Source organism: uncultured Corynebacterium sp., from assembly GCF_902489365.1.
GTDB lineage: Bacteria > Actinomycetota > Actinomycetes > Mycobacteriales > Mycobacteriaceae > Corynebacterium.
In genome coordinates this window covers 1-11,791 of sequence record NZ_CABTZR010000068.1, presented here as the reverse complement: position 1 = coordinate 11,791, position 11,791 = coordinate 1, and the positions used below count along the sequence as shown (strand labels likewise).

The 11,791-nt window shown below is 61.7% G+C and carries 9 protein-coding genes; 1 reads left to right on the top strand and 8 read right to left on the bottom strand.

Annotated features, from left to right (window positions below; all coding sequences use genetic code 11):
• Positions 1 to 822 precede the first annotated feature (822 nt).
• A complete protein-coding gene (glnA, locus tag RDN59_RS09525) occupies positions 823 to 2,256 on the bottom strand; it encodes a type I glutamate--ammonia ligase (RefSeq protein ID WP_308607633.1) in 1,434 nt (477 codons plus the stop codon).
• Between the two features lie 129 nt (positions 2,257 to 2,385).
• Here glnA and RDN59_RS09520 point away from each other — a divergent pair, with 129 nt between their 5' ends.
• The gene (locus RDN59_RS09520) at positions 2,386 to 2,820 is read left to right on the top strand and encodes an RDD family protein (protein WP_308607632.1); all 435 of its coding nucleotides are present in this window, start codon (positions 2,386 to 2,388) and stop codon (positions 2,818 to 2,820) included.
• Positions 2,821 to 3,110: 290 nt separating this feature from the next.
• On the opposite strand, the gene RDN59_RS09515 is transcribed toward RDN59_RS09520, so the two are convergent.
• The 7 genes from RDN59_RS09515 to RDN59_RS09485 form a co-directional block, all read right to left on the bottom strand.
• Positions 3,111 to 3,896 carry a DUF4191 domain-containing protein gene (locus RDN59_RS09515; protein WP_308607631.1) on the bottom strand — a complete coding sequence of 262 codons (786 nt, stop codon included), beginning with the start codon at positions 3,894 to 3,896 and terminating at the stop codon, positions 3,111 to 3,113.
• A gap of 42 nt (positions 3,897 to 3,938) precedes the next feature.
• Positions 3,939 to 5,012 carry a lipoyl synthase gene (gene lipA / locus RDN59_RS09510; protein ID WP_308607634.1) on the bottom strand — a complete coding sequence of 358 codons (1,074 nt, stop codon included), beginning with the start codon at positions 5,010 to 5,012 and terminating at the stop codon, positions 3,939 to 3,941.
• A gap of 109 nt (positions 5,013 to 5,121) precedes the next feature.
• Positions 5,122 to 5,928: a lipoyl(octanoyl) transferase LipB gene (gene lipB / locus RDN59_RS09505; RefSeq protein ID WP_308607630.1), complete on the bottom strand. Its 807-nt coding sequence runs from the start codon at positions 5,926 to 5,928 to the stop codon at positions 5,122 to 5,124.
• Between the two features lie 70 nt (positions 5,929 to 5,998).
• Entirely contained in the window at positions 5,999 to 6,391 is a 393-nt protein-coding gene (gene gcvH / locus RDN59_RS09500; RefSeq protein WP_308607629.1) for a glycine cleavage system protein GcvH, read from the bottom strand.
• A gap of 42 nt (positions 6,392 to 6,433) precedes the next feature.
• Positions 6,434 to 7,546: a glycine cleavage system aminomethyltransferase GcvT gene (gene gcvT, locus RDN59_RS09495; protein WP_308607628.1), complete on the bottom strand. Its 1,113-nt coding sequence runs from the start codon at positions 7,544 to 7,546 to the stop codon at positions 6,434 to 6,436.
• Between the two features lie 3 nt (positions 7,547 to 7,549).
• The gene (gcvP, locus tag RDN59_RS09490) at positions 7,550 to 10,417 is read right to left on the bottom strand and encodes an aminomethyl-transferring glycine dehydrogenase (RefSeq protein WP_308607627.1); all 2,868 of its coding nucleotides are present in this window, start codon (positions 10,415 to 10,417) and stop codon (positions 7,550 to 7,552) included.
• 73 nt (positions 10,418 to 10,490) lie between these two features.
• Positions 10,491 to 11,657, bottom strand: coding sequence for an MFS transporter (locus tag RDN59_RS09485; protein WP_308607626.1), 1,167 nt, complete (start codon positions 11,655 to 11,657; stop codon positions 10,491 to 10,493).
• Positions 11,658 to 11,791 lie beyond the last annotated feature (134 nt).

Here is an 11,791-nt window from a genome sequence, read left to right as displayed (position 1 = left end):
CATGCGCCTCACCACCAACGCATAACCACCAACAACGCCTGAGTGAGACACCGCTACCGGATACTCACTCAGGCGCTACCAGATACTCACCACACCGCTACCATTTCAGTCTTCTGAACATCTGAAAAGCCTGGTTGCTATTGGTAAGGGGGAGCGGACAAAACGCTATACGCGAAGCGTGGGCGCATTCATGCTCCTTATCGGTCTTGCTGTCGCTGGAACCAATGCCTTGCAGGCAATGAACTACTTGCGCAGGCAAGTTGACGAGGGCCCTGGTCTACGTCCCCCTCGGGGCGGGCGCCCGCGTAAAGGCCGAGCACGCGAGGACATGCTGAGCATTGCGGGCGCTAATGCCCCGCCTCAGATTGGAGAAGCCGCATAAGAGGTCACGAGCCTTGCTGGAACTCTCCAAGAGGCCGTGGCCTTAAACCCGTGGTCAGGTGCCGGAAATAGCCCGTGAAGCGGGCAGTGACAGGGCTAATCGAGTCGAAAACCACCCAAATAGGATATGAAAATAGCGAACCCCTCGACAATTCTGACGAAACGTCGAGGGGTTCGCTTCTACCAAGCAGTAATGCAAATAAACGCAGGTCAGTTGTGCAAATATTCCTTCGCCTCTAGCTTTTGAAGTTTATGAAGAGTTTTGAAGATTGCCCCCCCACCTAAATGGTGGAGGTGCTTTCGTCGTTTTAAGGGGCTATCTCAAAGTCAAAATCCCGCAAAAATCCCGCAAACCCTCGAAAACATGCAAACTATGCAAAACATAAAAAGCCCCTGACCTGCACAAACGTAAACATACAGGCCAGGGACAACCCCTAAAAACTAGCAGTCGTAATACATCTCAAATTCCTGCGGCGTCGGACGCAGGCGCACGGGAGTGATCTCGTTCTCGCGCTTGTAATTGATGTAGGTCTCGATGAGATCCTCAGAGAAGACATCGCCCTCGGTGAGGAACTCGTTGTCTTCCTCAAGTGCCGCGATGGACGCCTCCAGGGAGGTCGGTGCCTGCGGGATGGACGCAGCCTCTGCCGGCGGCAGCTCGTAGAGATCCTTATCCACCGGGGCGTGCGGCTCGATGCGGTTCTTGATGCCGTCGAGGCCTGCCATCATCATGGCGGCGAAACCGAAGTAGGGGTTGCCGGACGGGTCCGGAGCGCGGAACTCGATGCGCTTGGCCTTCGGGTTGGAACCAGTAATCGGGATACGGATGGCGGCCGAGCGGTTGCGCTGCGAGTACACCAGGTTAATCGGTGCCTCGAAGCCCGGAACCAGGCGGTGGTAGGAGTTCAGAGTGGGGTTAGTGAACGCCAGAACCGCCGGTGCGTGGGCCAGGATGCCGCCGATGTAGTAGCGGGCAATGTCAGACAGACCGGCGTATCCGGCCTCATCGTGGAAGAGCGGCTTGCCATCCTGCCACAGGGACATGTGGGCGTGCATACCGGAACCGTTATCGCCGGCCAGCGGCTTGGGCATGAAGGTTACGGTCTTACCGAACTGCTCTGCAGTGTTCTTGATGATGTACTTGAAGGTCTGAATATCATCAGCTGCGTGCAGCAGGGAGTTGAAGCGGTAGTTGATCTCGTTCTGGCCGCTGCCCACCTCGTGGTGGAAACGCTCGATGACAAAGCCTGCCTTCTGCAGCTGCTCCACCATGGCATCGCGGACCTCGCCGTGCTTGTCGACGGGTGCCGTCGGGAAGTAGCCGCCCTTCACACGGGTCTTGAAACCGGTGTTCGGGGTGCCGTCGAAGTTGGTCTCGGAACCGCGGTTCCACCAGCCTTCATCGGTATCGACCTCGTAGAAACCGTGGTTAACGTCGGTGCCGTAGCGCACGGAGTCGAAGATATAGAACTCAGCTTCAGCGCCGAAATTACAGGTATCCGCGATGCCGGTGGAGGAGAGGTACTCCTCAGCCTTGCGGGCGATGTTGCGTGGGTCGCGGCTAAACGGCTCCAGAGTAAACGGGTCGTGGACGAAGAACTTGATGTTCAGGGTCTTCGCGGTGCGGAAAGGATCCACGAAGGCGGTCTTCGGATCCGGCAACAGCGTCATATCGGACTCATCGATGGTGGTGAATCCGCGGATGGAAGAGCCGTCGAAGGCGAGGCCCTCGGCAGCTGCGTCCTCAGTAAATTCCTCGGCAGGAATGGAGAAGTGGTGCTCTGTGCCGGGGACGTCCGTAAACCGGATGTCAACGAACTTGACGTCCTCTTCCTTGATGAATGTGATGACGTCCTGGATTGTCTCAAAGGACACGGTGGTCTCCTGTTGGTTGACGTGTAGTACTCCCGACTAGTTTACAGGTATTGGTTGCATCACTGGGACGCGTGGGGCACCTGTAGGCAAATTTTCTGCTTGGCAGAGCCGACGGCTAGATTGGTGGGCATGGCTGATAACAACGATGGCTTTGAGCACGGGCAGTGGCCTGGGAAAACAATGGGCTTGCCCAAGGAGGGCTCAGGTTCCCTGGCTTCTGTAATGCGGCGCACGTTTGGCGTTCTCATTGACTGGCTCTTGGCAATGCTGATAGCCAATCTCCTCGAGCTCTTTACGAATTCACTCGGTGGCCCGGCATTCTTGGGCTATGCAGTGTGGGTAGTCATGGGCATCGTGTGCGGTTGGCTCTTCGCCCGCACCCCGGGCATGGCGCTGCTGGGGATGGGCGTCGCACGTCTTGATGTGCCGGGCTCTTCCGTTGGCTTGTGGCGGGCCGCGGTCCGCACGCTGCTGACTGCTGTGCTCTTCCCCGCAGCGATGGTGGATGCCGACGGCCGCGGCCTACACGACCGTGCCACCGGCACCGCCGTCATCATGGCTTGAGGCTGGTTCTGCACGTCTTCCGGCTTGTTCTGCATGGCTAAAGGCTTGCTCTGCGCCAGCCGGTCGTGCTCACCACAGACACCCCCACATGGTTCCCCTCAAAAGGTTTGTTTGGGGGCAAACGAACCGTCTTTATATCGCTAGATGGTTTACTTGGCCTCAAGCAAACCATCTGAGTAGAACCGTTTGCTCAAGCTAAGGACGGTCCTCTCGCGAAGAAGATGCCGCAACCTAAAGGGGTCCCTTCCGAAATTCTCGGAAGGGACCCCTTTGGTATGGAACGAGGTGGCTTACTTGCCGCCCTTGCGCTCCTGCATACGGCGCATGCGGCGGTTCATGCCCGCCATGTTCTGAGCCTGGCGGGGCATTGGGCCCTTTGGCAGGCCCGGGGTGGTGCCCGGAAGATCATCCATGGCCTCGATGCGGCGAATGTTCTCGTAGGTCTCGTTTTTATTGTAGTTGCGCGGCAGCTTCATGATGTGCGTGCGCAGCTTGGACACCGGTACCTCATCCTCACCGTTGCCCACGAAGACCTCGTACACCGGTACGCCGCCAGCTAGGCGGTCGACGCGCTTCTTCAAGCGGTTGAGAGTAGGGGCGACGCGCTTGCGGTCACCCTCGACGACGAAGATGACACCGGAGTTACCGATGACGCGGTGGACCAGATCCTGCTGGCGGGTCGCCGCCACGCCCGGCTTGACCTTCCACACCACACCAACGGTGTTGCGCAGCTGCTGCTCCAAAGCCCAGCCGGCGACACCGGGCTGGTCTTCCACCTTCTTGTACATATCGCGCTCAAGGCGGCGGGTAAACAGGAACATGGCCAGGATGGCACCGATGCCCAAGCCCAGGATGAGCATGAACCACTGGCCGTTGAAGAGCATGCCAATAAGGAAGAAGAGCAAGCCCATGCCCAAGAAAGCAGCCAGCATGATGGGGATGAGCGCCTTGTCCTGCTTGCGCTGCATGTTGAACGCTTGCCACATCTGTGACCAGTTCTGCTTGCGCCGAGCGCGCTTTGCCGCGCGCTCCTGCTTCTTCGCTTCCTTGAGCGATGCCTTGTCGTCGTTAGCCATGGCTCCTACTTTAGAGGTCAGAGGGTGAAAAAGAGAATCGAACTAGCGAATGGTGGACGCCGCCGAGTTCCGGTTCGCTGCACCGGCCGGGGTCTTGACCATGCGCGTGGTTACTGGAGTCTCCTTGGAGGGGCCGTACTTCTCCAGAAGGGTGGAAGCCTCCTGGGCGGTAGCGCCTTGAGAGGTCTCAGCCAAGTGCTTGAGGTTTTCCGGCAGCTCGAGGCCGCGGGCCTCCATGGCCTGCACGTAGAGGCGGCCAGCGCGGTAGGAGGAGCGCACCAGCGGGCCAGACATGACGCCACCGAAGCCCAACTCCTTGGCCAGCTTGGAGTGCTCCACGAACTCCTCTGGGCGCACCCAGCGCTCGATCGGGTGGAAGCGCGGGCCAGGGCGTAGGTACTGGGTAATGGTGATGATGTCGCAGCCCACCTCACGCAGGTCGCGTAGTGCTTCCTCGATCTCTTCTGCGGTTTCGCCCATACCCAGGATGAGGTTGGACTTGGTGATCAGGCCAAAGTCGTGGGCCTGGCGGATGACGTCCAGGGAACGCTCGTAGCGGAAAGCCGGGCGGATGCGCTTGAAGATGCGCGGCACCGTCTCCAGGTTGTGGGCGAAGACCTCGGGGCGGGCCTCAAAGACCTCCTGGAGCAGGTCCGGCTTACCTGAGAAATCCGGGGTGAGGTTCTCCACGCCCGTGTGCGGGTTAAGCTCATGAATCTTGCGCACCACCTCGGCGTAGAGCCAGGCGCCTTCGTCAGGCAGATCATCGCGGGTAACGCCCGTGATGGTGGTGTAGTTGAGATCCATTTCCTGGATGCTCTCGGCCACGCGGCGCGGCTCGTCGCGGTCCAGCTCTTCCGGCTTGCCGGTAGCGATATCGCAGAAATCACAGCGGCGAGTGCATTTGTCACCGCCGATGAGGAAGGTGGCCTCGCGCGATTCCCAGCACTCATGAATATTGGGGCAGCCGGCCTCCTGGCACACGGTGTGCAGGGAAGCGCCAGACACGCGAGATTTCATGTCCTCATAACCAGGGCCGGTGCGAACCTGGTTGCGGATCCAACGTGGCTTCTGTTCGATGGGCGACTCCGCATTCTTCTTTTCAATGCGGAGCATCTTGCGTCCTTCAGGCTTAACAGTCACGAAACCTCACTTTACGTGTTTAAACTAGCTCTTCCTAATACAAGCCCTGCGCGTGGCGGCTTTATTCCACCGAGGGTAACCGCTATTTTTCTTGCGCGGCTTTGCGGGCCTGGCGGGCCTTCTCGTTGGCCACTTTGATGGGATCAGGGGCCGAGGCAAAGGTGTGGTCGGCCACCGTTAGTTCGCCTGAGAGGGCTTTGAGGAGTGCGTCGAGAAGCGGCGCTTCCGCCTCCTCCATGGTCACCGGACGGCCCAGCTCAAGTGACAGCGTAGACACATCCGCATCGTCGATGCCGCAGGCTACGATGTGCTCGTAGTACTCCAAGGTATTGGTGCAATTGAGGGCGAGGCCGTGCATGGTCACGCCGCGGGTAACGCGGATGCCCAAGGCGCCTAGTTTGCGGTCGCGCTTCGGGGCGGCCGGATCGGCGGCGCGGGTGGTGGAGGGGACCCATACGCCAGAGCGGCCATCGATGCGCCCGGCAGTGGTCACTCCCAGTTGGCGCACGGCTTGGATGATGGCTTCCTCGAGGCGGCGGACGTAATCAACGACGTCAACCGGCTCCGCCAGCTTAATAATGGGGTAGACCACCAGCTGGCCCTCGCCGTGCCAGGTGATGCGCCCGCCGCGGTCAACATCAATGACCGGTAGGCCATTATCGGGCATATCCTCCGGCTGCGTGCGCTTACCGGCGGTGTAGACGTTGGGGTGCTCCACCACGAGGATGACATCACCTTGCGTGCCTGCCGCCCGCGCTGCCGCGAGCTCAGCCTGCAGATCCCAGGCCTCTTGGTAGCCCATGCGGCCCAAGCGGCGGATCTCCAGTGGCTCATCGGACGCGCGGATGGAGCGATCAGCGGGAAAGAAAGGTTCGCGGGGAGCAGTCATGGATACCCATGCTAGTCCCCGCGAAGATTCAGCCAGACAGGGGCTGAATGCGCGCTGCTCAAGCGCAGATTTAGGCCACGCCGTTGGCGGAGGCGTACTCTTCGGCGGTCATCAGATCGCCGACCTCGGTGACCTCGACCTCGAAGAGCCAGCCCTCACCGAAGGGATCGTTATTGATGACTGCGTAGTCATCGTGCACGCCCTCGTTGACGGCGGTCACGGTGCCGGTGACCGGGGAGTAGAGGTCAGACACGGACTTGGTGGACTCGACCTCGCCGCAGGTCTCGCCATGCTCGACGGTATCGCCCACGGCCGGAAGCTCAGCGAAGACGACCTCACCCAGGCGGTCAGCGGCCACGGAGGTGATGCCGATACGGACGGTAGAACCAACGACGGAATCAGCGGTGGCGTTGATCCACTCGTGGTCCTCGGAGTAGGAGAAATCGGAAGGAAGGTTAGCCATGAGAAGTGGTGTCCTTTCGGTAGTTGACTTCAGTAGTGGAGTTTACTTATCGCGCTTGTAGAAGGGCAGCGCGGAGACTTCGAAGGGGTAGCGCTTGCCGCGGATGTCTACCTCGACGGCCGCACCTGGCTGGAGTCCAGCGGCGGTATCGATGAGCGCGAGTGCCACTGGGTGCCCCAGGGTGGGGGAGGGCTGACCGGACGTCACCGTGCCCACCTTGTTCTCACCAACGAAGACCTCCGCTCCCGCACGGGCGGCGCGGCGCTGGGAGGAGACAAGTCCGGTGATAACGGCCTGCGGGCCCTCCTCAGCGCGCTGGCGCAGCACCTCAGCGCCCACGAAGTTCTGCTCCTTCTTGGCAAAGGCGCGGGACATCCCGGCTTCTACCGGGGTGATGTCGCGGGTGAGCTCGTTGCCGTAGAGCGGCATGCCGGCCTCCAAGCGCAGGGAGTCGCGCGCTGCCAGGCCGCAGGGCTTAATGCCGTATTCCTCGCCGGCCTTGAGCAGCTCTTCCCACAGCTCCGGGGCATCGGAGTTGTAGACGATGAGCTCGAAACCATCCTCACCGGTGTAGCCGGTACGGCAGATAAACGCGTACTTGCGGGCCACCTTGCCGGTCATCGCGGCGTAGTAGGGCAGGTCCACTACTGCCTGCTGCTTGGTGTCCTCAACCAGCGGGACGAGGATCTCCAGCGCCTTCGGGCCTTGGACAGCAATCATGGCTACGTCGCGGGACTCGTTCTTGAGATCCACGTCGAAGCTCTCGGCGCGCTCGTTGAGCGCCTCCCACACGGTATCGGCGTTGCCGGCATTGGGCACGACGAGGAACTTAGTTTCCTCCAAGCGGTAGGTGATGAGGTCATCGATGATGCCGCCATCCTCCGCGCAGATCATCGAGTACTTCGCCTTGCCCTCCTTAAGGGTGGCAAGGTTGGAGATGAAGCAGTAGGAGAGGAAATCGGCGGCGTCCGGGCCGTTGACCCAGATTTCACCCATGTGGGAGAGGTCGAAGAGGCCAGCGGCATTACGTACCGCGCGGTGCTCCTCAAGCTCGTTGTCATACTTCAGCGGCATCTCCCACGGTCCGAAGGGCGTGAAGGTAGCGCCGAGTTTCTCGTGCTCAGTATGCAGCGGGGAGTGCAGGTAGTCAGTCATTGATTAAACCTCCTGGTTGTCGTCGGAGTAGTCAAAAGCTTCTGGCGGCGGGCAGGTGCACACCAGGTTGCGGTCACCGTAGGCCTCGTCGATGCGGCGTACCGGCGGGAAGTACTTGTTAGCGCGCAGGGAGGTCACCGGGTAGGCGGCCTGCTGGCGGCTAAAGGCATAGTTCCACTCGTCGGCGGCGACGGATTCGGCGTTGAACGGTGCATGGTGGATGACGGAGTCTTCGTAGGCCACTTGGCCGTCGATGATCTCTTGGATTTCAGCGCGGATGGAACGCATGGCTTCGATGAAGCGGTCCAGCTCACCCAGATCCTCGGACTCGGTCGGCTCCACCATGAGGGTGCCGGCCACCGGGAAGGACAGGGTCGGCGCGTGGAAGCCGTAGTCCACGAGGCGCTTGGCCACATCGGCGGCGGTGACGCCGGAGGCGTCGGTCAGCTCGCGCAGGTCAAAGATGCATTCGTGGGCCACCAGGCCGGCATTGCCCGTGTAGAGAACAGGGAAGGAATCCTTCAGGCTCTGTGCCAGGTAGTTCGCGCCGAGGATGGCGTGGCTCGTAGCGTCGGTCAGCCCCTGTGCACCAATCATGGCCAGGTAGGACCAAGAAATGGGCAGCACGCCGGCGGAGCCGTAGCGCGATGCGGTGGATGGCACGCCGGTGCCATCCTTCGAGGGCTGGGACGGGTCAAGCTCCGGATTGTTGGCGTCAGTGGGCAGGAAGGGCACCAAGTGCTTGGCGACGCCCACCGGGCCCACACCCGGGCCACCTCCGCCGTGCGGGATGGTGAAAGTCTTGTGCAGGTTGAGGTGGGACACATCGCCACCAAAAGCACCCGGGCGGGCCCAACCGGCTAGCGCGTTCATGTTGGCGCCGTCGATGTAGACCTGGCCGCCGGCTGCGTGGACCTTGTCGCAGACCTCGCGCACCTCGGGGTCGAAGACGCCGTGGGTGGAGGGGTAGGTAATCATGATGCCGGCGATGTGTTCGCCGTGCTGCTCAATCTTGGCGTCGAGGTCGGCGACATCAATGGAGCCATCATCGGCGGTTTTGACCACCACGACGCGCAGATTGGCCAGCGTCGCCGAAGCGGCGTTGGTGCCGTGCGCGGAGGCCGGAATGAGGATGACATCGCGGCCGTGATCGCCGTTGGCCACGTGGTAGCGGCGAATGGCCAGCAGGCCGGCCAGCTCGCCTTGGGAGCCGGCGTTGGGCTGGATGGAAACCTGGGCGTAGCCGGTGATTTCGGCGAGCCAGGACTCGAGTTCGTCGATCAGCGCGCGCCAACCAGCGGTGGTCTCCTCTGGCGCGAAGGGGTGGATGCCCGCGAACTCCGGCCAGGAGATGGGTTCCATGGCGGAGGTGGGGTTGAGCTTCATCGTGCATGAGCCCAGCGGGATCATCGTGCGGTCGAGCGCCAAATCCTTGTCTGCCAAGGTGCGCAGGTAGCGCAGCATCTGGGTCTCGGAGTGGAGGGAGTTGAAGATCTCGTGCTGCAGCGGCTCCTCGGAGCGCTGGACGGAGGACGGAATCTCGAAGGAGGCGGCGGAGCCAGACGAGGCTGGCTCGGACGCAGCGGAGCCGAAGGCGCCGGCGAGGATGTTGACGTCCTCAAGGGTGGCGGACTCGCCGAAGGAGACCGAGACCTTGTCGGAGCCGATGGCGCGCACCAGGTAGCCCTGCTCCTGCAGCTGGGCCTTGATGGTGGCGGCATCCACGCCGGTGACCGTCACGGTGTCGAAGAAGTCACGGGAGACAATCTCCTTACCCGCGCCGGTGACTGCCGCAGCGAAAGCGGATGCGCGGTCATGCACGCGCTGCGCAATCTCCTTCAGCCCCTTTGGGCCGTGGTAGACAGCATACATGGAGGCCACATTGGCCAGGAGGGCCTGGGCAGTACAGATATTGGAGGTGGCGCGCTCGCGGCGGATGTGCTGCTCGCGGGTTTGCAGCGCCAGACGATAAGCGGGGCGGCCAGCGGCGTCCTTGGACACGCCCACGATGCGGCCCGGAAGCTGGCGCTTGAGCTTATCCGTGACGGACATGAAGGCCGCGTGCGGGCCACCGAAGAAGAGCGGGACACCGAAGCGCTGCGAGGAGCCGAGGACGACGTCTGCGCCCATCGAACCCGGTGCTTCCAGAAGGAGCAGCGACAGCGGGTCGGTTACGACAGCAGCCAGGGCGCCGCGGGTGTGCAGCTCCTCGATCGCAGCGCGCGGGTCGACGATATCGCCCTCGGTGCCGGTGTAGGCCAGGACGGCGCCGACGAGATCTTCGCCGACGATGCCATCGCGAACATCAGCAATCTCGACCTCCAGCTCGATGGCGCGGGCGCGCTCAGCGGCCACGGCCAGGACCTGCGGATGCAGGCGCGAATCCAACAGCACACGGCGGCCCTTCTTCACTGCGCGGGCCATCAGGCCGACGGCTTCGGCGGTGGCAGAGGCTTCGTCGAGAAGCGAGGCGTTGGCGATGGGAAGGCCGGTCAGGGACTCGATCATGGTCTGGAAGTTCAGCAGTGCCTCGAGACGACCCTGCGAGATCTCCGGCTGGTAGGGCGTGTAGGCGGTGTACCACCCGGCATCCTCCAGCAGGCCACGGCGAATGACCGCCGGGGTGAGGGTATCGGAGTAGCCCTGGCCATAGAAGGACTTCAGCACGACGTTCTGGGAGGCGTACTCGCGCAGCTTCGCCTGCGCGTCATCTTCGCTCAAAGCCTCCGGAAGGTTGAGCGCCTCGGTGGCGCGGATGGAGGTCGGCAGGGCAGCATCGACGAGCGCGTCCACGCTGTCATAGCCCACAGCCTTGAGCATCGTCTCACGCTCGGCTGCATCCGGACCGAGGTGACGAGAGATGAAATCCATATGGTGAATCTCCTTCGTGGCAATAGTTTTTGTGACCTAAACTGCCCACAAGTATAAGGCGTATGCCATGACACTAACCCCGGTTACCCCTGATTCGGAGATATAGCGCCGCGGCAGTCAGCGCCGCGAGGGCGAGCCCAATGATGAAGGCGGTGGAATAGCCCGTGACGGGGCCTAAAAGCGAGAGGATGAAGGGTGCAAAAAATCCCAGATAGGTGAGCGAATAAAACACCCCCGTTGCTGCGCCGAGTTCCGCCGGGTGGGCGATGGCTTGCGTTTCCGCGAGCCCGCTGAGCATGCCAATTCCATAGGAGCTGCCCATGATGATGGCCGCGAGGGGGAGGAGGAATACTGCCCAGCCGTGGTGTGCCGCCGCTACGACGGTGAGACACAGCACCATACCTATCGCAGCCAGCACCATGCCGTGGAACGCGGTCACGCGGATGCGTCCCGCTAGCTGTTGGATCACCACGCCGCTTCCCATGGTGAGTAGCGCGCAGAGCCCAGCAATGAGAATGGGGTGGCGTAGGTGCTCACTGAGCTGCGAGGGGAGGAAGACGAAGGCGGTGGTGGCGGAGCCGAAGACCCACGGCGCGTAGGCAACGACCGGTAGATAGCGGGGAGTAAGCAGACTGGTGGGGATTAAAGAACGGCGCCGTGATTGTGAATGAGGCTGTGGCTGTTCGGTGCGCTTTTCGGGCACCGTCCACACGAGTGGGACCACGACGAGGGCAAGTGCGATGTGTAATAGATAAGGAAGGACGGTGGGCCAGGGGAGGAATTCCGCGGCGATGCCGGCGACTCCAGGCGCGGAGGCGAAGCCGGCCGACAGGGCAATGGAAGAACGCTTCGCACCAACGCTGAGGTGGGTGCTGAGCTCCTTAATCCAGGCGGCGCCAGAAGACATGGCCAGTCCCACTGCAGCCCCGGCACACAGGCGTCCGATGAGCAAGGGGAGGAAGGCGCCGCCTGCGCCGCCAAGGAAGACCAGCGAGCCAGCAGTGGTGGTGAGGACGGCTGGGCGCATAATGGCTCGGCGCCCTAGCGAATCCGAGAGAGGACCGCCAATGAAAAGTGCCACCATGATGCCGAGGGCGTAAATGCCAAAGAGGAAGGTCGTCTGCAGAACCCCCAGGTCGGTGGTGACTTGGTAGACCACGACCATGGGGGCGAAAAGATTGGCGCCGCACGCGACGAGGAACATGCCTAGAGCTACGCGAAACCAGTTCTGAGAAACCATGCACTACAGCCTAGTGTGCTGAGTCACAGTCAGGTGGGTACTTGGAGTGAAGGTGGCGCACGGAAGGCGCCTATCTGCCAAAGTTCCTGAACTCGCCGCAGGCGAGTTCAAGAGTTTTGGCAACAACGGCAGTT

Excerpts from the sequence above, each read along its gene's own strand:
- lipA (WP_308607634.1), bottom strand. The coding sequence starts at position 5,012 with ATGCTCCGCATTGAAAAGAAGAATGCGGAGTCGCCCATCGAACAGAAG.
- RDN59_RS09515 (WP_308607631.1), bottom strand. The coding sequence starts at position 3,896 with ATGGCTAACGACGACAAGGCATCGCTCAAGGAAGCGAAGAAGCAGGAG.
- gcvT (WP_308607628.1), bottom strand. The coding sequence starts at position 7,546 with ATGACTGACTACCTGCACTCCCCGCTGCATACTGAGCACGAGAAACTC.
- RDN59_RS09485 (WP_308607626.1), bottom strand. The coding sequence starts at position 11,657 with ATGGTTTCTCAGAACTGGTTTCGCGTAGCTCTAGGCATGTTCCTCGTC.
- gcvH (WP_308607629.1), bottom strand. The coding sequence starts at position 6,391 with ATGGCTAACCTTCCTTCCGATTTCTCCTACTCCGAGGACCACGAGTGG.
- lipB (WP_308607630.1), bottom strand. The coding sequence starts at position 5,928 with ATGACTGCTCCCCGCGAACCTTTCTTTCCCGCTGATCGCTCCATCCGC.
- gcvP (WP_308607627.1), bottom strand. The coding sequence starts at position 10,417 with ATGGATTTCATCTCTCGTCACCTCGGTCCGGATGCAGCCGAGCGTGAG.
- RDN59_RS09520 (WP_308607632.1), top strand. The coding sequence starts at position 2,386 with ATGGCTGATAACAACGATGGCTTTGAGCACGGGCAGTGGCCTGGGAAA.